The sequence below is a fragment of the Bradyrhizobium sp. ORS 375 genome (assembly GCF_000239775.1).
Taxonomy (GTDB): domain Bacteria; phylum Pseudomonadota; class Alphaproteobacteria; order Rhizobiales; family Xanthobacteraceae; genus Bradyrhizobium.
This window is the reverse complement of the sequence record NZ_CAFI01000452.1, coordinates 1-20,858: the sequence shown is the minus strand read 5'-3', so window position 1 is coordinate 20,858 and position 20,858 is coordinate 1. Positions and strand designations below refer to the sequence as shown.

22 protein-coding genes are annotated in these 20,858 nt (G+C 65.7%); 12 read left to right on the top strand and 10 right to left on the bottom strand.

The window, feature by feature from the left end; genetic code table 11:
- Positions 1 to 504 precede the first annotated feature (504 nt).
- Positions 505 to 1,005: a hypothetical protein gene (locus BRAO375_RS30240; RefSeq protein WP_009031231.1), complete on the top strand. Its 501-nt coding sequence runs from the start codon at positions 505 to 507 to the stop codon at positions 1,003 to 1,005.
- Between the two features lie 334 nt (positions 1,006 to 1,339).
- On the top strand, positions 1,340 to 1,588 hold the full coding sequence (locus BRAO375_RS30235; protein ID WP_009031229.1) for a hypothetical protein: 249 nt from the start codon (positions 1,340 to 1,342) through the stop codon (positions 1,586 to 1,588).
- Between the two features lie 205 nt (positions 1,589 to 1,793).
- On the opposite strand, the gene BRAO375_RS30230 is transcribed toward BRAO375_RS30235, so the two are convergent.
- The 4 genes from BRAO375_RS30230 to BRAO375_RS30215 form a co-directional block, all read right to left on the bottom strand.
- Positions 1,794 to 2,033 (bottom strand): DUF6719 family protein, encoded by a 240-nt coding sequence (locus BRAO375_RS30230; RefSeq protein ID WP_035643104.1) that lies wholly within the window; start codon positions 2,031 to 2,033, stop codon positions 1,794 to 1,796.
- A 207-nt stretch (positions 2,034 to 2,240) separates the two neighbouring features.
- Complete coding sequence (locus BRAO375_RS30225) at positions 2,241 to 2,954, bottom strand: outer membrane protein (RefSeq protein ID WP_009031227.1); 714 nt, start codon at positions 2,952 to 2,954, stop codon at positions 2,241 to 2,243.
- A gap of 383 nt (positions 2,955 to 3,337) precedes the next feature.
- The gene (locus BRAO375_RS30220) at positions 3,338 to 3,784 is read right to left on the bottom strand and encodes a hypothetical protein (protein WP_009031226.1); all 447 of its coding nucleotides are present in this window, start codon (positions 3,782 to 3,784) and stop codon (positions 3,338 to 3,340) included.
- A gap of 158 nt (positions 3,785 to 3,942) precedes the next feature.
- Positions 3,943 to 4,335 (bottom strand): hypothetical protein, encoded by a 393-nt coding sequence (locus BRAO375_RS30215; RefSeq protein WP_009031225.1) that lies wholly within the window; start codon positions 4,333 to 4,335, stop codon positions 3,943 to 3,945.
- A 292-nt stretch (positions 4,336 to 4,627) separates the two neighbouring features.
- Here BRAO375_RS30215 and BRAO375_RS30210 point away from each other — a divergent pair, with 292 nt between their 5' ends.
- Together BRAO375_RS30210 and BRAO375_RS30205 are read left to right on the top strand one after the other, a co-directional pair.
- Positions 4,628 to 5,164, top strand: a complete 537-nt coding sequence (locus tag BRAO375_RS30210; protein ID WP_009031224.1) for a tetratricopeptide repeat protein — start codon at positions 4,628 to 4,630, stop codon at positions 5,162 to 5,164.
- A gap of 237 nt (positions 5,165 to 5,401) precedes the next feature.
- Positions 5,402 to 6,790 (top strand): serine hydrolase domain-containing protein, encoded by a 1,389-nt coding sequence (locus BRAO375_RS30205; RefSeq protein WP_009031223.1) that lies wholly within the window; start codon positions 5,402 to 5,404, stop codon positions 6,788 to 6,790.
- Positions 6,791 to 6,975: 185 nt separating this feature from the next.
- On the opposite strand, the gene BRAO375_RS30200 is transcribed toward BRAO375_RS30205, so the two are convergent.
- Positions 6,976 to 8,547: a S10 family peptidase gene (locus BRAO375_RS30200; RefSeq protein WP_009031222.1), complete on the bottom strand. Its 1,572-nt coding sequence runs from the start codon at positions 8,545 to 8,547 to the stop codon at positions 6,976 to 6,978.
- A gap of 222 nt (positions 8,548 to 8,769) precedes the next feature.
- Here BRAO375_RS30200 and BRAO375_RS30195 point away from each other — a divergent pair, with 222 nt between their 5' ends.
- The 5 genes from BRAO375_RS30195 to BRAO375_RS30175 all read left to right on the top strand — a co-directional run bounded on the left by BRAO375_RS30195 (position 8,770) and on the right by BRAO375_RS30175 (position 14,169).
- Positions 8,770 to 9,432 carry a hypothetical protein gene (locus BRAO375_RS30195; RefSeq protein WP_009031221.1) on the top strand — a complete coding sequence of 221 codons (663 nt, stop codon included), beginning with the start codon at positions 8,770 to 8,772 and terminating at the stop codon, positions 9,430 to 9,432.
- A 56-nt stretch (positions 9,433 to 9,488) separates the two neighbouring features.
- Positions 9,489 to 11,597 carry an adenylate/guanylate cyclase domain-containing protein gene (locus tag BRAO375_RS30190; RefSeq protein ID WP_175345397.1) on the top strand — a complete coding sequence of 703 codons (2,109 nt, stop codon included), beginning with the start codon at positions 9,489 to 9,491 and terminating at the stop codon, positions 11,595 to 11,597.
- Between the two features lie 282 nt (positions 11,598 to 11,879).
- Entirely contained in the window at positions 11,880 to 12,659 is a 780-nt protein-coding gene (locus tag BRAO375_RS30185) for an NAD kinase (protein ID WP_009031219.1), read from the top strand.
- Between the two features lie 261 nt (positions 12,660 to 12,920).
- Complete coding sequence (locus BRAO375_RS30180; protein WP_006612921.1) at positions 12,921 to 13,466, top strand: response regulator; 546 nt, start codon at positions 12,921 to 12,923, stop codon at positions 13,464 to 13,466.
- 118 nt (positions 13,467 to 13,584) lie between these two features.
- A complete protein-coding gene (locus tag BRAO375_RS30175; RefSeq protein WP_009031218.1) occupies positions 13,585 to 14,169 on the top strand; it encodes an Hpt domain-containing protein in 585 nt (194 codons plus the stop codon).
- A 130-nt stretch (positions 14,170 to 14,299) separates the two neighbouring features.
- On the opposite strand, the gene BRAO375_RS30170 is transcribed toward BRAO375_RS30175, so the two are convergent.
- From BRAO375_RS30170 to folE, 4 genes are all read right to left on the bottom strand, one after another.
- Positions 14,300 to 15,475: a DUF2336 domain-containing protein gene (locus BRAO375_RS30170; RefSeq protein WP_009031217.1), complete on the bottom strand. Its 1,176-nt coding sequence runs from the start codon at positions 15,473 to 15,475 to the stop codon at positions 14,300 to 14,302.
- A gap of 290 nt (positions 15,476 to 15,765) precedes the next feature.
- Complete coding sequence (locus BRAO375_RS30165; protein ID WP_009031216.1) at positions 15,766 to 16,785, bottom strand: transglycosylase SLT domain-containing protein; 1,020 nt, start codon at positions 16,783 to 16,785, stop codon at positions 15,766 to 15,768.
- Between the two features lie 180 nt (positions 16,786 to 16,965).
- The gene (gene hisI / locus BRAO375_RS30160; protein ID WP_035643098.1) at positions 16,966 to 17,391 is read right to left on the bottom strand and encodes a phosphoribosyl-AMP cyclohydrolase; all 426 of its coding nucleotides are present in this window, start codon (positions 17,389 to 17,391) and stop codon (positions 16,966 to 16,968) included.
- A gap of 34 nt (positions 17,392 to 17,425) precedes the next feature.
- Positions 17,426 to 18,148, bottom strand: a complete 723-nt coding sequence (gene folE, locus BRAO375_RS30155; RefSeq protein ID WP_009031214.1) for a GTP cyclohydrolase I FolE — start codon at positions 18,146 to 18,148, stop codon at positions 17,426 to 17,428.
- Positions 18,149 to 18,387: 239 nt separating this feature from the next.
- Here folE and BRAO375_RS30150 point away from each other — a divergent pair, with 239 nt between their 5' ends.
- Complete coding sequence (locus BRAO375_RS30150) at positions 18,388 to 18,846, top strand: iron-sulfur cluster assembly scaffold protein (protein ID WP_009031213.1); 459 nt, start codon at positions 18,388 to 18,390, stop codon at positions 18,844 to 18,846.
- Between the two features lie 84 nt (positions 18,847 to 18,930).
- Here the strand turns inward: BRAO375_RS30150 and BRAO375_RS30145 are convergent, their stop codons facing one another.
- Positions 18,931 to 19,827 (bottom strand): COG3904 family protein, encoded by an 897-nt coding sequence (locus tag BRAO375_RS30145; protein ID WP_009031212.1) that lies wholly within the window; start codon positions 19,825 to 19,827, stop codon positions 18,931 to 18,933.
- Between the two features lie 262 nt (positions 19,828 to 20,089).
- On the opposite strand from BRAO375_RS30145, the gene yidD reads away from it, so the two are divergent.
- Together yidD and BRAO375_RS30135 are read left to right on the top strand one after the other, a co-directional pair.
- The gene (gene yidD / locus BRAO375_RS30140; protein ID WP_052536163.1) at positions 20,090 to 20,443 is read left to right on the top strand and encodes a membrane protein insertion efficiency factor YidD; all 354 of its coding nucleotides are present in this window, start codon (positions 20,090 to 20,092) and stop codon (positions 20,441 to 20,443) included.
- 166 nt (positions 20,444 to 20,609) lie between these two features.
- Positions 20,610 to 20,834, top strand: coding sequence for a hypothetical protein (locus BRAO375_RS30135; protein ID WP_009031209.1), 225 nt, complete (start codon positions 20,610 to 20,612; stop codon positions 20,832 to 20,834).
- The last annotated feature ends 24 nt before the right edge of the window (positions 20,835 to 20,858 follow it).

Here is a 20,858-nt window from a genome sequence, read left to right as displayed (position 1 = left end):
GTAGAGCAGCGGTTTTGTAAACCGAAGGTCGGGGGTTCAATCCCCTCAGCCGGCACCAGCCATCATGATCGCTGGACTGAGACACGGCAGCGCGCTCATTCGCCTTGGCCTTGATCAGCCGCAGGCGGGCTTCGTGATGCCCAAGGCGATCTGAATACGACCTTCCCTGGCTTGAGATCAGCTATCGCGACCGGCCTGCGTCTTCGAACCTTGCCGAATGAGGGCAGACGGGCCCAGAGAGGCTTCCTGGAGCCCATCCAAACTGCGCGACCAGCTTTGAGTTGAGCCGCTGCTCGCATTGTTGCGTGCAATAGGAACCATCCACGCCGCAGTTGCTTATCGCCTTCGGCTTCCGCGGGGCGGGGACGAAACGGGTTCAGACTGTGGCAATAATGTTGCCACATCTCAACCAGAACTCGCGCTTATCCCCAGAAGCCACTGGTGTTCCAGCTTGATTTCAGAGTGGGCATTTGTTGCAATTGTGACGCTTGGGGGGCGATGGTCATGACGTGGAAGGAAGAGCGTGATGCGCTGATCGCGCAGACCATGGCCTTCGTGCAATCGGTCACCGGCAAGCCGGCCGATCTCTCTCACTTCGAACCCCCTGCCGTTCCAGCCGGGAGTGCCGCCGCGCCGCCGCACGCCACCACGCTGCGGGGGGCACCGACCGGCCTGCCCGCAACCGCCCCGATCCAGTCCAACCCGGCGAGCCGCGAGAACGGGCAAGCTGCGGAGCGGGCGGCACCCGCTGATGCGACGCTTGCAGCGCAGCCCTTCGCCTTGGAGACGCCCGCGGCCCAAGCGGGCCCGGCCCTGCCCAAGCGCTTCACCAGCATCGCCTCGCAACTCGACCTGCAGCGCGACATGCAGGCGGAAATCCGGGCCCGGGTTGCGCGCTTCCGCGCGCATCAAGAGCGCTTCAACCGTGAGCGGCAGGAGTATTTCAGCGCGACGCTGGCCCGGCTGAAGGCCTCGGCGCAGGGCACGGTGCTCCCCGAGGACTGAGCCCGCCCCTGCCCCACAATCCGAAGCCATCAAAGGATATGCCCGCTCACAGCCAGGCGCACAACAGCGCCACATTGGCAACGAAGGCGAGCAGCAACCCACAGGTGAGTGTCAGCTGGATCCGCCCGCAAAAAATGTGGAGATCGGTTCCCATGACTTAACCATCTGGCGATTCTACCTCCGGAGTCCCACGGATTCTTTTTCCAAAAATTTAGGACTCGTTTACGACTCGCGCGAACCGAAAAGGCCGCTTTGCGGCCGCGAACACGCCAGGGTCTCGCTACAACCCCTATTCATCCTCGGTTCATCCTTCGCTTCTCTGGAGCTGCTTGGAATGCCCTACGCCCTGTTTTGCAACGAGGCCAAGTTGAGCAAGGCCTATCCGACCGAGGCTGACGTGTGGCGGCTGGCGCGACAGAGCGGCCTGGTGGTGGACGTGATGATGAATGCACGCCGCTCGGCGGGATATCTGCAGCTCGACAACGATTACGAGATCCGGCCTTGCGCGGCGGAGCCGGAGGAAGATCCGTGGCAGAACCGCGTCGAGGCCGAGCAGGAGTTCAACATCCCGTTCGCGTCCTGACCCAAGCGCGAAGCAGCACCCTCCGGAAGGGGTGCAGGGTGGGCGCGACGATCAAAGGGCTTGGATCGATACGGCTCCACGGCGGCGTGGTGTCACCCCCGAGCCGCCAAAGTCTTCAAATGATCGCAACGAGATTTGCGAGGACGACGCCGCGATCAGCGGGCAGCCGAAGCTGCCCGCTGCAGCGTTGCCTTGAAGGCCGAACTTACGGCGTTGCCGTCGCCAGCGAGGCGGTTTCGGCCGGCAGAGCGACACAGGCGCGCTTGCGGCTGACGCCGCGGATCGCGCCAGTCACCTTCAGCACCTTCCCAGAGGGGCACGACGCGGTTTGCACCAGCGCGACCTCGTAGGGAGCCAGCATCAACGGTTCGGACTTCAGGACGGTTTGGGCAGAACACGGCAAGGCAGCCGCCGAGAGCAACAGCACGGACAACAAGATACGCATGTGGGATGATCCATCAAACCGGCGGACTCATAATAACAACTGATGGCTAAAGTTTCACGAAGGTTTGAAAAATTTTTTTGCACTGCGTGAGACGCCAGAAACCATCGCCGGCCACAGGCTCGACACAGCAAGACGCCCGCACCGAGGCGCGGGCGTGTGACACGATGTCATCCTGTGGACGCCGGCTCCAGCCGGCCGGTGGGATGCCTAGTACTTGCTGGCGACCGGGCCACCCCAGCCGAACCGATAGTTCACGCCGACCTTCACCGTATGGTCGTCGTTGTTGAATCGGCTGCCCACGACCGGAGCCGGACCACCCGTGAAAGTGGTGTTGCCGAAATTATAATACTGATACTCGGCTTTGGCCGACCAGTTCGGGGCGAACATGTATTCGAGGCCGGCGCCCACCGTGTAGCCGTCCTTGGTGTTGCCGCTGGTGGTGAAGCCAGCCGGCACGCCGGCGACGTTCACGCCGAGGCCGTTTCCGTCCCGCCACGCGTAACCGCCCTTGGCATAGAGCATAGCCGGGCCCCAGGTGTAGCCGAGACGGCCGGTAACCGAACCAAGCTGGTTGGCGCCCGTCGAGGTGACCACGGTCGCGCCGGGGAAGCCGTAATTCGTCGTGTTGCGGTCCATCCAGCTATACTGGGCCTCGATGCCCAGCACCCAGTTCGGCGCGAACTGGTAGTCGAAGCCGCCCTGCACACCGCCGAGGAAGCGGCCGTTATTGCCCTCGAGGCTGTTGCCGCCGGCAAAAGCACCGCCCAGGTGGCCGCCGATATAGAAGCCGGTCCAATCATAGATCGCCTGGGGCGGCGTCATCGGGGGCGCCTTGGTGTACGTGCGTGCAGGCATGTCGGCGGCAAACGCCGGGACAGCCAGAGCGGTCAAAGCCACTGCACCGAGGAAAACGCGTTTCATGTGACGTCCCTGTTCTTCGTTTGCGACATCTATCGAACATCGTGGCCGCATTTGGGTTGCCCGGCGGCGGTGACGCAGCTGTGATTGTCCGAGCCGTGTCACCAGCGAGCAACAAAGGCCTTTTGTTCCATAGACTTCCCGAACCTTTCGTGAAGCTGCACGCCGCGCCCGACATTTGGTCGCAGTACGGCGGCAAAGCGTTTCGACTTCTCCGACTTGTGATCGGACGGCAGGCTCCGCAAGCGGCTGCGACGTCGTGGCAGGGCTGCGGAATAAGCACGGCGGGTGAGTCGTCGCCCGCATGAGCGCAGCGACATCCGGGTTCAACTCCCAGGGTCGGTGACGAACCCGGATATCGCTGCGCTCATCCGAGCTACCGGGGGTCACCGCGTCAGGCTGGCAAGCTCCGGGAATGGCGCGTAGGTCGAAGCCGCGCAGAGCTCTCCGGCGTCCTCGATCAGCCGGTCGAACCGGCCATCGACATAAACGGCCGCGCGCTCTTTCGCGGGACGATAGCTGCCATCGGACTCGCGGGCCGCGAAGCGCAGGCAGGCGACATAGCGCAGCCGGCCGCCGACAGTCCGCTCCACCGGATCGGCCATGACGCCGTCGCGCACACCGACCGGATTGTTCAGGTAGGTCTTGAGATAGGCCAGGATCTCGCTGCGGTAGTTCGCCGGGAACGGCTGGTTCGCCACGCCCCGATCACCTGTGTAGGAGATGGCGCGATTGTCCTCGCTGACGAACGCGGCGGGTCCGCCGCTGGCGCAGCCCGTCAGCATCAGCGCCAGCGTCACCACCGGCCACCAGCTCGATCTCCCCATCCCCACTGCGCCCAACTCTGAAAGACTTCTCCGTCGAGAGCTTCTAGCCCAAAGCCGATCGTCCGGGAAAGCCGTCGCGCTCACACGGCTGTCAGACGATAGCCGCCGGTATGTCTCGGACGTACCGGCGGCAAGTAAGAGGTGGTTCGGACCGGATCAGGCGGTCAGCTGCGGCGGATCGCCGGCGTCACGCGCTTGAAGCTCACCTTCTTGTGGCTGCTCACCGAAGCGTGCTGAACCTTCACCTTGTCGTGATGGCGCAGCTGCGCGGTATGGCGGTGCGTGTGGCGATGGAGCGAAGCATGCGGCTTGGTCTTCGACTTGCCGACGGTCGGCTTCATCTCATTGGTCTTGTCGCCGACCTGCGCGCCGCCCGTCTTCGCGGCGTCGGTCTTGCCTGCATCGGTCTTGCTGGCGTCGGTCTTCGCTGTGCCGGTCGTGCTGCCGGTGATCTGCGTCGATTTCGCGGACGTATCGGTTTTTGCAGGACCAGCGGCGAACGCGGGCGCAGCGAGGATCGAGGCGGCGAGCAGCGCAACGGACATGGACTTCAGCATGGTCGTCTCCGTGATGTTGACGATCTGAAGACACCATCCAGTGGTGGATGGGCTCGTGATCATGGAGGAGACCATAAGGAACCCGCACTGAACCGCCCCTGAAGTAAAGCGGGTTTTTCAGTTCATGGACATGAAGGGATAGTCATCGAGATGACTGGCCTGTCATCATCCGGCCAGTATAATGCACCGATCGCGGCGCAAAATCCGCGCAAAGGACCGGGAATATTTCGCAGCTGCGGAAGTTCTTCTCCGCATGCAGTCACCTGTTGGATCGACAACTCGGGAGATACGAATGAAAAAGTCTGCGATCAGGATTGCCACGCTGGCATTGTGCGCGATGGCCGTGGCCTCCGGGCCGCTGCTTCTGTCGAAGGCTTATGCCGCGGGCAGCGAGACCCCGTCTTCGCCGCCGCCGGACAAGAAGAAGAAGGACAAGAGCTCGAGCATTGAAGATCCGAAGTTCCTGGCGGCCTACCGCACCGCCTACACCTCGATCTACGATCGCGGCGACTACGCCACCGCGATCCAGCAGCTCAAGGCGCTGAACCGCGAGGACGTTGCCGACGTCGCCAATCTGATCGGCTACTCCTACCGCAAGCTCGGCAACTACCAGGCCTCCAAGCAGTACTACGAGCAGGCCCTGGCGGATGATCCGAACCACGTGCGGACCTGGCAGTATTATGGTCTGTGGCAGCTCGAACAGGGCAACCGCGAGCAGGCCAAGTACCACCTCGACAAGGTGGCGCAGCTCGCCGGCACCAACAGCGCCGAATATCGCTCGCTGGCCGACGCGCTGGAGAAGCAGCCGGGCACCGGCCTCGTCTACTGAGGACGCGATCGGATCAGCTCCGATCTCGACAGTGGCGCAACCCGAAAGGGTTGCGCCATTTTCGTATGCCGGCACGTAGCCCGGGTGAGCGCAGCGCCCCCCGGGTTCACCGAGAGCGCGCGAGAGACCCCGGATATCGCTGCATCCGCGCCAGCCCCTCCTTGTCCCCTGCCGGTGCTCCGGTCATGATGATGCATCGGCGCACGACGGTTCGCGCCATGGGATGGAGGCGTCGTCGTGGAGCCCTGGCTTGGCGCAGCGATCAGTTACATCGAGGATTGGCTGGCGTTTCAGGTCGAGGTGTCCGGACAGCCCGGCTGCATCGTCGCGATCACCCATCGTGGCGAGATCGTCCTCGAAGCGGCCTATGGCGTGGCCAATCTCGACAGCGGCGAGAAGCTGACGCCGCGGCATCGCTTCCGCATCGCCTCGCATACCAAGGCGTTCACCGCCGCCGGCATCATGCGGCTGCGCGAGCAGAAGCGGCTGAAGCTCGACGACGCGGTCGGCCAGTACGTCAGGGATCTGCATGCCGACGTCGCGACCGCTACGTTGAGCCAGCTGCTGTCGCACACGGCGGGTCTGATCCGCGACGGCAAGGATTCCAGCCAATTCACCGACGGTCGCTCCTATCTCGACAAGGACGAGCTGCTCGCCGAGCTCAGGCTGGCGCCGGTGATCGAGCCGAACAGCCGCTTCAAATATTCAAACCACGGCTACGGCCTGCTCGGCTTGGCGATCGAAGCGATCACCGGCGAGCCCTACCCCGTCTGGCTGCAGCGCGAGATCATGACCCCGGCCGGCCTGCGCGAGAGCGCGCCGGACATGACGCTGCTTGCCAAGGGAGCACCATTCGCGCGCGGCCATTCGCGCCCCGTGCCGGTCGGACGCCGCGTCGTAATTCCCGGCGACAATCCGACTCACGCCATCATGGCGGCCGCGGGAATCGCCGCAACCGCCGCGGACACCGCCCGCTTCTTCGCCCAGCTCGCGCCCAACGCGAAGAAGAGCGTGCTGTCGGCCGCGAGCCGCCGCGAGATGATCCGGCGGCAATGGCGCGTGCCGCAGGACATCGAGGAGGCGTATTACGGTCTTGCCTTGATGAGCGGCACCACCGCGGGCTTCGACTGGTTCGGCCATGGCGGCGGCTTCCAGGGCTACATCTCGCGAACCTCGGTCATTCCCGCGCGCGAGATCGCGATCACTGTGCTCACCAACGCCGTCGACGGCTGGGCGCCCGGCTGGGTCAATGGCGTCAAGTTCATCCTGCAGGCCTTCGCCAGCCATGGCGCGCCATCGCGCAAGACGCGTGACTGGACCGGACGCTGGTGGACGCTGTGGGGCGCGGTCGATCTGGTGCCGTTCAGCGAGCAGGTCATGGTCGCCAATCCGGCATTCCTCAATCCGTTCATCGACGCCGCCCGCATCGAGGTGAGCGGACGCGATACCGGCCGCATCGTGCAGGCCGCCGGCTACGCGAGCCATGGCGAGCCGGTCCGGCGCGTCCGCACCAAATCCGGCGTCAGCGAGATCTGGCTCGCCGGCGCGCGCGTTCGACCGGAGCGCGTGGTCAGGGCGGAGATGGAGCGGAAATACCCGAAGGGCCGGCGAAAGAAGGATTCGTAGCCCAGCACGTGTGACCCCGGATGTCGCTTCGCTCATCCGGCCTACCAACGACGAACGGCGGCCTCTTGCTCCGCGTCATTGCGAGCGCAGCGAAGCAATCCAGAGTCCCGCCCACCACCCTGGATTGCTTCGCTGCGCTCGCAATGACGGCGGAGAACGCTGTTTTTAACAACGCACGCTCCGCCCTACTTCATCAGCGCCTCGGCCTCGCCGCGGAAGTCCTTCCGCGCATCGTCGCGCGAATAGAACATGTGGCCGCCCGGATAGACCACGAGCTTGACCCGCGGCGGCTGGGCGAAGGCCGGCAGCTGGTCGAGCACGATCTTCGAGCCGTAATACGGCGTGGCGAGATCGAACAGGCCGTGGCCCACCAGCAGCTTGAGCTTCGGATCGAGCGCGAGGATCTGGCGGATGTCGCCGGTCGATTCCGGCGGGCTGATGCCGCGGCCGAAATCCCAGGATTGGTTCACCGCGCCGCTCAAGAGCTCATAGGAGCCGTCCGGGTGCCAGTTGAGCTTGCGCGTCGTCAGCTCGACCGCCGCCCCGGTCAGTGGCGCGGTCAGCACGTCGCCTGAGGGATCGGAGCTGCGCGAACGGCTGGAGTCCGGAAACGGATCGATGCCGAGCACCGAGCCATCGTAGCGGCCGGTGACGCGGCCGTTCTTGCGATCGAACTCGCGGCGAAACTCGGAGACGTCGAAGCGGCCCGCGAGCCTGCGGCTGACGGTCTGGTCGATCCCGGTCAAGGCCGCGACTCTGTCGGCGAGGCGATTGGTCGCCTCGCTATCCGCCTCGCCCTTCACGAGGTCGAGCAGGAAGTCGCCGCTGGCGTAGCGCTCGACATCGGCGAGATCGGCCCGCGTCACCGGCCCCTTCATCTGCTTGGCGACCGCGGCGTAGCTCGGCAGGCTCGCGACATATTGCAGCAGGCTGGAGCCGGAATACTCGCGGAAGTCCATCAACGGCGACAGCAGGATCAGGCCGTTGACGCCGACGCCCTGGTCCTGCTGCAGGTTGCGCACGATCTTCGGCCCGCGAATGCCGCCATAGCTTTCCGCCGCGATGAATTTCGGCGACGCCAGCCTGTCGTGCTTCTCGAGCCAGCGTCGCACCACCAGGGCCAGCGAGCGGACGTCGCCGTCGACCGAGAAGAAGCGCTTGCGGACCTCGTCTCCGGTCGCGACAAAGCGGCTGTAGCCGGTGCCGACGGGATCGACGAAGACGAGATCGGTGAAGTCGAGCCAGGTGTCGGCGTTGGGCATCAGCTCCGGCTTCGACGATGGCGTCACGCTCGCCGCATCGATGCCGATCCGCCACGGCCCGGCATTGCCGAGCTGCAGATAGGCCGAGGACGCACCGGGACCGCCATTGAAGAAGAAGGTCACCGGGCGGCTGCCACGCTCGGTGCCGTTGAGCTGGTAAGACGTATAGGCGAGATCGGCCTGCGGCTCGCCCTTGTCGTCGAACAGGCGAATCGAGCCGGCGGTCGCCGTGAACGTCAGCGTCCGCCCGGGCAGTTCGAGCGTCTGCGTGGTGGTGGAATCGGCCGGCAACTTGTGCTGCTCGGCTGCCGACGACGAGCCGGGCGGGCTGGCCGCGCGCGTGGCGGCCGAGCCGGTGCGAGGCCCGCCAGGTGCGGCATTCTCCTGCGCCGCCGGCGGGGCGTCCTGGGCGCGCACCACGGGGCCGGCGATCAGCACGCTCAGCGCCACGGCCAACAAGCCCGGCCGCATGACGGACGACGTCAAACCTGCCATCAACTCACTCTCCCTGAACACCGCGCCACACTGCGACAGGTCCTGCAACGCATGAAGCCCGGCTAAGGACCAACCTCAAGCAACTCTTCCGTGATCTGGATCACACCGGGGCAAGTGCCTGGTCCCGGCAGGTATGCTATGCGCTCGAACCTCTCGTTCCCGTCCGACGTCACACTCACGGGGATAACAGGCGCGCCGCCGGTTGCGATCACGGAGTTCATCATGAAGTTGCCGACGTTCATCGTCGTAGCCCTGACCGGGCTCGCGGCTCCCGCCTGGGCCGGACCGCCGGCAGCCCTGGTCGAGGACATCCAGGGCGAGGTCACCGGCGCCGAATTGATGGACTATGTCGCGCCGGGCCAGGTGATCAAGCTCGGCCCCGACGGCGCTGTCGTCATGAGCTATCTCAAATCCTGCCGTCGCGAGACGGTCAGCGGCGCCGGCAGCGTCACGGTCGGCCCTGCCGAGAGCACGGCCACCGGCGCCACGCTCAAGAGCGACATCGTCAATTGCGACGCCAGCCATGCGCAGGCGACCTCCCGCGAGACCAGCGAGGTGGCGGCGACCATCGTGCGCGGTCTCGGCCCGGACAGTGCGCCGGTGGCGGAGGCCGTGATCTACGGCGCCTCGCCGATCGTCGAAGCCAGGGGACGCGGCAAGCTGATCGTGGAAAGGCTGGACCAGCCCGGCGAGCGGCAGGAGATCGAGCTGACGGGACGGCAGTACAAGGGCCGCTTCTACGATTTTGCCGGCACCAGTCATCCGCTGACGCCGGGCGGGATCTATGTCGCGAGCTTCGGTGCCTCCCGGCTCGTGTTCAAGGTCGACGCACAGGCCAAGGCGGGCCCCGGCCCCGCCATCGGGCGCTTGATCCGGCTCAACTAAGAACGAAAGCGGTTGTCGTGACGATCGGACGCCGGACGCGCGACGCGCTAGCCGTCATGGCAATTGCGCTGGCGTGCGCGGGACTGTTCGTCTCGCCCGCCTTCGAGCGCGGCCGCGGCCTGTCGCTGGATGCGCTGACCTGGCTGCGCTTCGAGGCGTTCGGCAACCCGCACGACGCCGCGACCAGTCCGGCCGTCGTCATCGCGATCGACGAGGAGAGCTATCAGGCACCCCCGTTCAAGGGCGCACCGCTGCTGACCTGGACCGGCGAGATCGGCCGGGTGCTGACGTCGGTGCTCGACGGGGGCGCCAAGGTGGTCGGCTTCGACATGGTGTTCCAGACCTCGATCGAGCAGTCGGAAATTCCGCTGGGCGACGCCACGCTCGGTGACAGGACGCGCGGCTTCGATCGCGATTTCCTGCGCGCGCTGGCCGCAGGCGCCACCGGCGGCAAGGTCGTGCTGGGCGAGATCTTCGGCGAGCCGCCGATCCTGCCCGCGCCCGGACAGCGCATCGCGGTGCGCCAGCAGCAGAACCTGCGGCCGCTCAACACCTACACCGACAGCGATGATGTCGTCCGCCGTCATCCGCTGACCTTGAGCGCGGACGGCAAGTCGGTCCCGAGCATGGCGCTGGAACTTGCGTCGCGCGCTAGCGGCAGCGCGCCCGTCATCACGGCCGATGGCGTCACGCTCGGCGACTACAAAGTGCCGAGCAGCGTACCAGGCACCATGACCCTGAACTTCGCGGGCGGTGCCCAGGACATCCCGACCTACTCCTTCGCCGACCTGCGCGCCTGCGCAGTCAAGGGCGACAAGGACTATTTCCGCCGCGAGTTCGCCGGCAAGGTCGTGCTGATCGGCACCGTCGGAATCGAGGACCGGCGGCTGACCTCGAAGCGCTTTGCCACCCGCGCCGAGGGCGCGCGGCGGCCGCGCTGCGCGCTGGAGGCGCGCAAGATCACCGAGAGCTTCGCACGCAGCACCATCGCGGGCGTCTACATCCATGCGACGGCCGTCAACAATCTGCTGCGGCAGGAGGCCGCGCGCGAATTGAACCGGCCGGCAACCTTCGTCATCGCCGCCGCAATCGCACTGCTGGCCGCGCTGCTCGCGCGGTTGCTGCGGCCCGCCTCGGCAGCCGCGATCCTGGCGGCGCTCGCCCTGCTCTACACCGCGCTGGCCACTGTTCTCTTCAACCAAGCCCAGGCGCTGCCCCTGACCGAGCCTCTTGCCGCGGGCGTGCTCGCGCTGGCCGCGACCACCGGCTATCGCTTCATGGTCACCGACAAGGACCGCCGGCTGCTGCAGAAGAGCTTCGCCTATTATCTCGCGCCGCGCGAGATCGACCGGATGCTGGCGTCGCGCCGGCTGCCGCAGCTCGGCGGCGAGACGCGCGAGGTCACCGTGTTCTTCTCCGACATCGAAGGCTTCTCGCGCATCGCCGAGCAGATGACGCCGGAACAGCTGATGGCGCTGACCAACGAGTATCTCTCCGCGATGACCGACGTCATCGAAAGCCACGACGGCTATGTCGACAAATATATCGGCGACTCCGTGGTTGCGGTGTTCGGCGCGCCGCTCGACGATCCCGATCATGCCAAGAGCGCCGCGCATGCGGCGCTCGACTGCAAGGCGAAGCTCGCCGAGCTCAACCGCACCTCGACCGCCTTCCAGGGCATCAAGGTGGCGCAACGCATCGGCATCAACAGCGGCGCCGCGCTGGTCGGCAATTTCGGCTCGCAGCGCCGCTTCAACTATTCGGTGATGAGCGACGCGGTGAACGTCGCCTCGCGGCTCGAAGGCGCCAACAAGTTCTACGGCACGACGATCATCGCCTCCGAAAGCACGGTGACGCTCGCCGGCGACGACTTCGCCTGGCGCGAGCTCGACACCATCCGCGTCAAGGGGCGCGAGCAGTCGCTCAAGATCTACGAGCTCTACGGCGAAGCGGTGGAGACCGAGCCCGAGGACGACGCCCTGCTGGACGCCTACGCCGCCGGCTTGGCGCATTGGCGCGCCGGCGAGCTGGCGCAGGCCGCGGCCTGTTTTGCCTCGGCGGCCGCAAGCGACCCGCCCCGCGCCCTGTTCGCCGCGCGCGTCACCGCCGCGCGGGATGAAGGCGCATCGACCTGGGATCCCGTCCGTGGCCTTCAGGAAAAATGACGCGACAATGACGGTCCGTAGCCCGCATCAGCGATAGCGACATCCGGAGTCATCTCAGGCCATCATGAGAACCCGGATGTCGCTTCGCTCATCCGGATTACGAAGGTGCGAGAGAGACATCATCTGCCACGAACCCTGCATTCTCGGCCCATTTCCCGGCGAAATCAGCCCTCATCCCGGCCCCGTTCCCGCGGCATACCACCAGCGATGGACAAGCACGGCCAAGGTCGGCTAGACGACACGGCGCCTTCAACCCGGTCGACCCAGCGAGCCCTGCGAGTGATGACCACGCCCAAGCGATACGAGCGGATCGCCTTCGTCGCGAGTCCGAGTGCGGAGGCACAGGCCGCATTGACGCAGCTCTCGGCGCTCTATGGCAATTCCGATCCGGATCTGGCCGACGTCGTCGTCGCGCTCGGCGGCGACGGGCTGATGCTGCAGACGCTGCACGACCACATGCGCTCGGGCAAGCCGATCTACGGCATGCATCGCGGCACGGTCGGCTTCCTGATGAACGAGTTCTCGACGATCGACCTGCACGGGCGATTGGAGGCGGCGCAGGAATCGGTGATCCATCCGCTGTTGATGCGGGCGACCGATGCCCATGGCGTCATCCACATCCATCATGCGATCAACGAGGTCTACCTGTTCCGCCAGACCGCGCAGACCGCGCGGCTGCGCATCCTGATCGACGAGCGCGAGCGCATGCCGGAGCTGATCGCCGACGGCGTGCTGGTGGCAACGCCGGCGGGATCGACCGCGTATAATTTGTCGGTGCAGGGCCCGATCCTGCCGATCAACGCCGCGCTCTTGGCCCTGACGCCGATCAGCGCGTTCCGCCCGCGGCGCTGGCGCGGCGCGCTGCTCCCGAACACCGCCTATGTCATCATCGAGGTGCTCGAGGGCGACAAGCGCCCGGTCGCAGCGGTCGCCGACCACGACGAGGTCCGCAACGTCCAGCGCGTCGAGGTGCTCTCCGACAAGACGATCTCGATGCGCATGCTGTTCGACGCCGGCCACAGCCTGGAAGAGCGGATCCTCTCCGAGCAGTTCGGCTACTGACGCGGCATCCGCCAGCGGGTTGGCCCGACTCCCTCCACTCGTCATTGCGAGCGCAGCGAAGCAATCCAGGGTCCAGCCCGCGGCTCTGGATTGCTTCGCTACGCTCGCAATGACGGTAAGAGAGACGCTTGGAACCGAGAGGTGCGCGTCGTCCGCCAACACGCGCGAAACGCCCCTTTCTGCAACGCTTTGTTAACCCGGTGCTCCGTATGGTTAATGCGCGTTGACCACCTTCATTGGTGATGCCTTCAGGCCGGCCAGATGTACCGCATCGACTTCAACAAGCTCCGTTTCCTCGTCTGCGACGACAACCCGCACATGCGGCGCATCCTGCGGACTCTGTTGCATTCGTTCGGGGCGCGCGAGGTCAACGAGGCCGAGGACGGCGCGACCGCGCTCGAAATGTACACCCATTTCTCCCCCGACATCGTCATCACCGACTGGGCGATGCCGATCTTCGACGGGCTCGAGCTTGCGCAGATGATTCGCCAGCCCGAAGCCAAGGGCAATCCCTACGCGCCGATCATCATGCTGACGGGCCATTCGGAGAAGCGCCGCGTGACGGTGGCGCGCGATGCTGGCGTGACCGAGTTTCTCGCCAAGCCGATCTCGGCGAAGGGCCTCTACCAGCGCATCCTCAATGTCGTCGCCAATCCCCGGCCCTTCATCAAGACCAAGACCTATTTCGGTCCGGACCGGCGCCGCAACACCAACACCGCCTATATCGGACCCGAACGCCGGGTCGGCGGCGAGGCCGAAATCTTCCAGCAGCCGTCACTTCTGGATAAAGCGCGCTCCGCAGTTTGAGGGCGCGGCAGTGAGTCTCTGTTAACGCCGTCCGGGAATCGCTGCACGGCACAGCCGGTTCGTCGGCTATCAATCGTTGGTCAGATCGCGTTGGTCGGCATCACCTGAGGATATCGAGATGGCGAAAGACAAGGCTCCGGCGATTCAGGTCAAGAGCTACGCCTCGCACCACGTGATCACCCAGCCCAATCCGCTGAAGAAGGTGCTCCGCCGCGCCGACGAGAAGGATCTCGACGATCCGATCGCGCGCGCCGAGGCCGCGCTCGCGGGACTCTCCGGCGAGTTCAAGTCGTGGATGGACACCGAGGCGGACCGGCTCTCGAAGGGCTACGCCAACGTGCTCAGGACAAACTTCGACGACGACGCCTGCGAGGAGATGTTTCGCGCCGCCCACGACATCAAGGGTGATGCCGCGACCTTCGGCTATCCCGCCGCCGCCGAGGTCGCCGACAGCCTGTGCCGGATCATCGAGCACGCCCCCGATCTGGACAAGGTCCCCGCCGAATTGTTCGAGCACCACGTCAACGCCATCCAGGCGATCGTGCACGATCATACCAAGTATCACAGCCCGACCGTCGCCGCCGAGCTGAGCCGCCGCCTGCGCCGCGTCGCGGATGATTACCTGATCCAGGTCAACCGCAACCGCCCTGAGCATCTCGAAGCGATCCTGGCGCCGAGCCTGGTGCCGAGCGATCAGCCTTAGTGTGATCGCGTAGGGTCACGCCGAACCCACTTGCCGCGGACTTCGGTCGAACACTTCGGGCACCGTCTCTCCTCGTCATTCCGGGGCGCGCGCAGCGCGAGCCCGGAATGACGGGAGGAGAGAGCGCGGACTACGCCGCAATCAGCCCGAACTCCAGACCAGCGACGAAATCCTCGGCCATCACCTCGTCGCAGAACTCCCGGGCCTCGTCGCGAGCCGATTCGGTGGCGAACCGGCGCAGCAGGATCAAGAGCGGCTCGGCGGCATCGCGGTCGGTGGCGCAATGCGTCAGCACGCGTTCGACCATCTTGCGACGCAGGATCGCCGCGCCGCTGAGCGTGTCGGCGAAGCCGTTCTCGCGGCAGACCTCGAGCGCGATCGCAAAGGCATCGAACGTGGTGTCGGGAATGCCGGCCTTGCGCAGCAGGCCCTGCAGGCTGGCGCGGCCGCGGTCGTTGAGCAAAGCGGACACCCGCGCCCGCGGCATCTCGGACAGCTCCGACAGCGCGATCTCGAACAGTTCGACATTGCCAGACAGCAGCGCGCGCAGGATCAGGCCCGCCGTCAATTGCGACGTCACGCGCAGGTGCTGCACCAGACCGCGCAGCTCCTCGCCGCGCGAGCGTGCCGCAATGCTGATGGTCGAGCGGTCGCGCGCTTCGCTGGTGATGCGATCGGCGCGGTCGGCGCTGAGCCAGTTGCGGGCGACCACGAACTGCGCCAGCGTCTCGGAGAGCTTGTCGACCAGCGCCGCCCGCGTCGCCGCCGGCAGATCATCCAGCACCAGCATCGCTTCGCGGATCGCAGCGAGATGGCCGTGACGCTCGACGATGCGGTCCCAGGAGAACGGCGCGAGCTCGGCATAGGCGTTCTCGATCAGCTCGAGCGCGGCCGCCGCGCTACCGACCTCGGCAATGGCGGCACAGACCGGCGCCGGAACGCCGATGCGCCGCGCGATCGCGCATTGCGTCTCGGAGTTGCCGGTCGCGACGATGTCGACGAGATCGGCATCGATCAGGAGCGGCGAATGTTCGAGGATGATGGCGGCGACCGACGGCTGGTCGGTGGCGAGCGCCTGGACGATGGCGGCCGGGGCATCCTCGCTGCGCGCGAACACCTCCGCCATCGCCTGCCGCACCAAGGGCGACGGATCATCCAGCTGCATGAGGAGCGCGCCCTCCGCGGCGCTGCGATCCTCGTCGCAGAGATCCGACAACAACCATGCCCGCGCGAGAGCCCTGGTGGCCTCTGCCCGCTCACCGGCGGGCGCGGTTCTGACCCAACTGAGAAACTGCCGAACGATCATGGTCTTTCCGGCTTACGCAACTTTGCAAACAAGGCCACGAGGGCCTCAACAGCACCGAAAATAAACCACGACGCTTAACAAAGCGTTCACCATAAGTGGCTGGTTTTGTTGATGTTTTGTTAAGCCATGGCGAATTCGATTACTGCGGTACCTCTTGGGGCCGGATTTTTCCGTACTTCTACGCATGGCACGCAGCCGCGCCCGACCGCTTCAACCGAAGCCGGGTCACCGGAAAATTACTGTGAAATCAATAATCAAGCCGCGCGTCTGGACCGCCGCGGCGGACCGTCTCAGCCCGAGAACGTCCCATTGGGGTCGCTGAACAGGTCGAGCCGCCGCTGAGGATTGCCGTTGCCCGTGTTGTTGCCGCCGGCCTCGCTCGCGCTCGCCACCGAGGGGCGGCCCCACAATTCGCGGACCGTTGGCGACACCGTCGAGCCCGACTGACCGTCGACCTGGAACAGCGAGCGGAACATCGGATCGGCCGGCCGGCCGGCCGATGCGTCGGCCGTCGCCGCGGGCGCGGCTTGTGAGCCCCGCGCATCCGGGAACATCGAGAGGAAGGTCGCGGTGTCCGTGGTCGGCAGTGCGCCGCCGCCAGCGGCGTTGGCCGCAACGTTGGTCGATCCGCCATAGAGCGCCAATGCGCCGCGCGTGGCCGAGGAGTTAGCGGCGCTGGCATAGCGCGAGTTCAGCACCGAATAGACCTGGGAGACGCTGCGGGCCTCGCCGTCGCGATCGTAGAAGATGGAGCGATTGGCGGCAGCGGCGCTCGGAAAGTTTCTGGCGGCGGAAGCGTTCGGCGTGTCCTGCGCGCTGGTGATCAGCTTGGCCGCACCGCCCGCGCCCATGAAATGCGCCATATAGAGCTCGGCATCGGTCGGCCGGCGGCCGATCATGCCGGTGAGCTGGAAGCTGTTGGATTGGGTCAGCGCGGCCGCCATGGCGGACGAGGCCTTGGGGTCGTCGCGGAGTTTCATGATCGCCTGCCGCATGGCGGGATCGCTGACGGTGTAGTCGCCCGACGACGTCCGGGTAATGGCGTCGGCATATTGGCCGTAGCCGAGATCGGCACCCGCCTGCTTTACCGTGCCGAGCCAGGTCTGGTCGATGAACTGATAGAGCCCGCGGGCCGACGAGGTCGAGGCCCCGGCGGTCGGGTTGAAGTCCGACTCCATCTTGGCCGTCGACAGCAGATATTCGAAGCTCGTGCCGACGCTATCGGCCGCCTGCTTGATGGCGCCAGCGACCTTGGCCCGGACGTTGTCGAGCAGTCCCGCAGGAGAGGAATTGGATGCGTCGACCGACATGGGATGACCCGCTGTTTGCAGATTCGCTGGCAGACAAACGCGCCGGAAACGTCAGGCAAAATGCGGCTTTTATGGTTAATGGCCGGTTAATTCGCGAGGCTGGCAAGGCCAATGACCGAGTCCGGAGATCTCCGGATGCAGCCTCTGACCGACCGGCTCGCGCGTGGCTCTCTGAGCCACCTATTTGCGATAGACCGCAGCCGGATCGAACAGCCGGTCCGCATCGACGAAGACGAGCCGCGCCCCGCCCTCGTCCGCCGTCTCGACCTTGCGATAGAAGCAGGAATGACGGCCGGTGTGGCAGGCCGCCCCGCGCTGCTCGACGCGCAGCCAGACCGCGTCCTGGTCGCAATCGGTGCGCATTTCGACCACGCGCTGGGTCTGGCCCGAGCTCTCACCCTTCCGCCACAGCGCGTTGCGCGAGCGGCTGAAATACCAAGCCTCGCCGGTGGCGATCGTTTTGCGCAGCGCCTCGTCGTTCATGTGCGCGACCATCAGCACGTCGCCGCTGACGGCGTCCGTGGTCACGCAGGTGACGAGACCTGCGGCGTCGAATTTGGGCAGGAAGGCCAAGCCCTCCTCGCGCTCAGCTGAGGATGACGACACGTGATTCTCTGCTCGATTTGCTCGGGCCGAACGCTCAACGCTGCGGCGAGCGCACCATGGAGAGGAAGCGCGACTGCTCCGCCGGGTTGTCGCGGAACATGCCGGTGAAGCGACTCGTGAAGGTGACGGCGCCATGCTTGGCGACGCCGCGCACTGACATGCAGGTGTGCTCGGCCTCGATCATCACGGCGACCCCGCGCGGCTTCAGCACCTCGTCGATGGCGGCTGCGATCTGCGCAGTGAGATGCTCCTGCGTCTGCAGGCGGCGGGCGAAGATGTCGGTCAGACGGGCGAGCTTGGACAGGCCCACGACGCGCTCGACCGGCGTGTAGGCGATATGCGCGCGGCCGTAGAAGGGCATCATGTGATGCTCGCATTGCGACGTGAACTCGATATCGCGAATCAGCACGAAATCGTCATAGCCGGCCGTCTCGCCGAAGGTGCGGTCGAGCACCTCGGCCGGGCACTGGTGATAGCCCTGGAACAGCTCGTCATAGGCCTCGACCACCCGGCGCGGCGTATCGATCAGGCCCTCGCGGGTCGGATCCTCACCGATGTAATTGAGCAGCGTGTAGACCGCGGCCTCGGCTTCGGCGCGCGACGGCCTCGGACGGTCGGGGCGCACGGCGGCCGCCAGAAACTCGGACGGATCGAGCTCGGCCGGGCGCTCGGCGGCCAGCTTGGTTTCGGACGGTCTAGTCTCGGACGGCTTGCCCTCGGGCTTGTTCGCGCGCAGCGTCTTGATCAAAGTGTCCATCTCGTCTCCGTTCGACCGATCGGCGGACCGACCGGAGTGTCACCGGCAGAGCGTCACCTTGGACGGCGTCACCTGCAGAGGTGTGACCCGCAGGCTGAGCGCTTCTGGCACCGGGCGCCTGTGGATCTGGCTGGAATTCCTGCCAATCGTTTCCATATAGTCGCAATATAGGGCGATGAAACCCGGCCGCCAAGGCCGACCCGCCGGTAATTCGGGCGGGATCTTTGGACGTCAGGCACATGCTGAACGACATCTACAACAAGCGCATCATCGAGCTCGCCGGCAACATTCCGCGTCTCGGACGGCTGGAGCACCCCGATGCGACCGCCACAGCCCATTCCAAGCTGTGCGGATCCACGGTCAAGGTCGACCTCAAGATGAACGGGCCGGTCGTGACCGATTTCGCTCATGACGTGAAGGCCTGCGCGCTGGGCCAAGCCTCCTCCTCGATCATGGCTCGCCACGTCGTCGGCTCCAGCGCCAGCGAGCTGCGTGAGCTGCGGGACACCGTCCGCCGAATGCTAAAGGAGAACGGCGCCCCTCCTGAGGGCAAATGGGCCGATGTCGCGCTGCTCGAGCCGGTCCGGGATTACAAGGCCCGCCATGCCTCGACGATGCTGACCTTCGACGCCGTGGTGGATGCGATCGGCCAGATCGAGGCGAAGGCGGCAGGCGAGCCAGCCGCCGCACAGGGCTGAAACAGAGCGGAGCCGAAAAGCCGGTCGACTACAGGACCGCAACCCCGCCGCCGGGCCCCGGACATCAGCCCGGGGCGTCTGCGATTATTGCTGCGGCGTCGCCGCGACCGTGGCCGGCGGGAGCGCCTCAGCCGTCCGCGAGAGCGGCTTGTCGAGCGCGACCGGGAAGCGGTCCTGCTGCTTGTCGCGCGCCTTGTCCTGACCGCGCGGCGCCAGTTCGGCGACCGGCACGGTCCCCTTCGGCGGCATCACGTCGGCGAGCAGCTCGGTTGTCATCACGTTGGTCAAACGCAGCTCGGTGCGCGACAGCTCGTGCAGGTCCTCCCACGGGGGGACGTTGAGAGCGAGCAGCAGCAGATCGCCGGCGCCGCCCATGTCAAAGGTGTACTTGGCGAGCCGGCCGATGTCGCGCTCGACGATCATGAGGTCCTGCGCCGAGTAGCTCGCCGCCTTGGCATCGTCGGCGCGGTCCCCCATCCAGATCTGGTGAACGCGGACGTGCGCGGCGTCGGGAACATAGCGCGTGGTGCCGGCGAGCAGCAGGAACACGCACATTGACTCGCAATAGGCCTCGGGCACGATCCGCGGGCGCTCGTTCGCGCGGCTCGGACGCTGCGTCATGCCTACGGTGGTGCGCATCTTCAGGGCGCGGAAGCGGCGGCCCAGCGTGATGGCGTCGTTGACCGAGCCGCCGCTGGAGTCGAGCACGACCGTGGTGCCGGTCAGATCGCGGTCCCGGGCGAACTCCTCGAAGTCCCGGGGACTGTCGCCGGTGACGATGCCGACCGCGCTGACCCAGCTGCAGTTCGGCTCGCAGGCCACCCAGCTGAACCGCATCGGCAGCTTGCGCTCCTCCAGCGCGCCGCCAGCCCGCGCGGAATTAGACAAGAGGGACACCGTGCCACCGAGCACCGCACCCAGCGCCGCAACACCGAGAAGCATCCAGCGCAATCCACGCGACCGCAGCAATCTCACGCGCACTCCGTTCCCCCCATCAAGTTCGGTATGCAGTTCCCCGTCGTCCTCGCCGTCAGACCTGACAAATCGGCCTCAAATCCGTTATGACTCTGTCACATCGTTGTCTGGAATCGTATCCGGGCAATTCCTGACCGTCCAGGTGCGCCGCACCGCAGCGCTGCTGAAAACCGGCCATTGTTGCATCACATCATCACACGAGCACGCGAGCATCTGGTTCCTGCCGAGGAACCGCTCACCCTGCGCACATCAGTACGGCAGCGCGCCTATGAAGCACTCATGCAGTGATCCTAACTGCCATTCTTCGCACACTCCGTCAGGTACGCTGTCTCAAATGCCGCGCCGCGGCGCGCGTGCGCTGATCTGGCTGTATCGCCACACATTGTCGCCGCTGGTCGGCTACAATTGCCGGCACATGCCGACCTGCTCGGTGTATGCCGACGAGGCCATCGCGCGTTACGGGCTCTGGGCCGGCGGGTGGATGACGCTTGCACGGCTGCTGCGCTGCCAGCCGTTCGGCACGTCGGGCATCGACAATGTCCCGGCTGATATCCCTGCCGGCGCCAGCTGGTATCTGCCCTGGCGCTATGCCCGCTGGCGCGGCGTGAACGGGCCGACCTAATGCAGCGCAGCAGAGCTTAGTTGCGCCGCCCGTTTGATTTGAAGCAAATCGGACTGGCAAAGCTTCCAAGTAGGATTAGTCTCATACGATGCGGCGGCGGGATTCAAAGGAACGTCGCCGCGCTGGCTTGCATTGATGTTGAAACTCCTTTTTGGGAGGACCAACGATGCGCTGGACGATCAATCCGAGATCGCGCCGATCCCGCACCGGCATCGGCTCCGATCCTACGCACGACCATCACGTCAGTCACGACGGCCGACAGGTCGACCTGCTCTGCATCATCGCGCTGCTGATCGCCATCGTCGGCGCCTGGCGCTATCTCGCCGACAGCACCACCCTGCCCCCGACGACGACATCCTACATCGTCCCGAGTCAGAGCGTGCATTGGTGACGCGCGCCCGCTCTACAAAGTCGG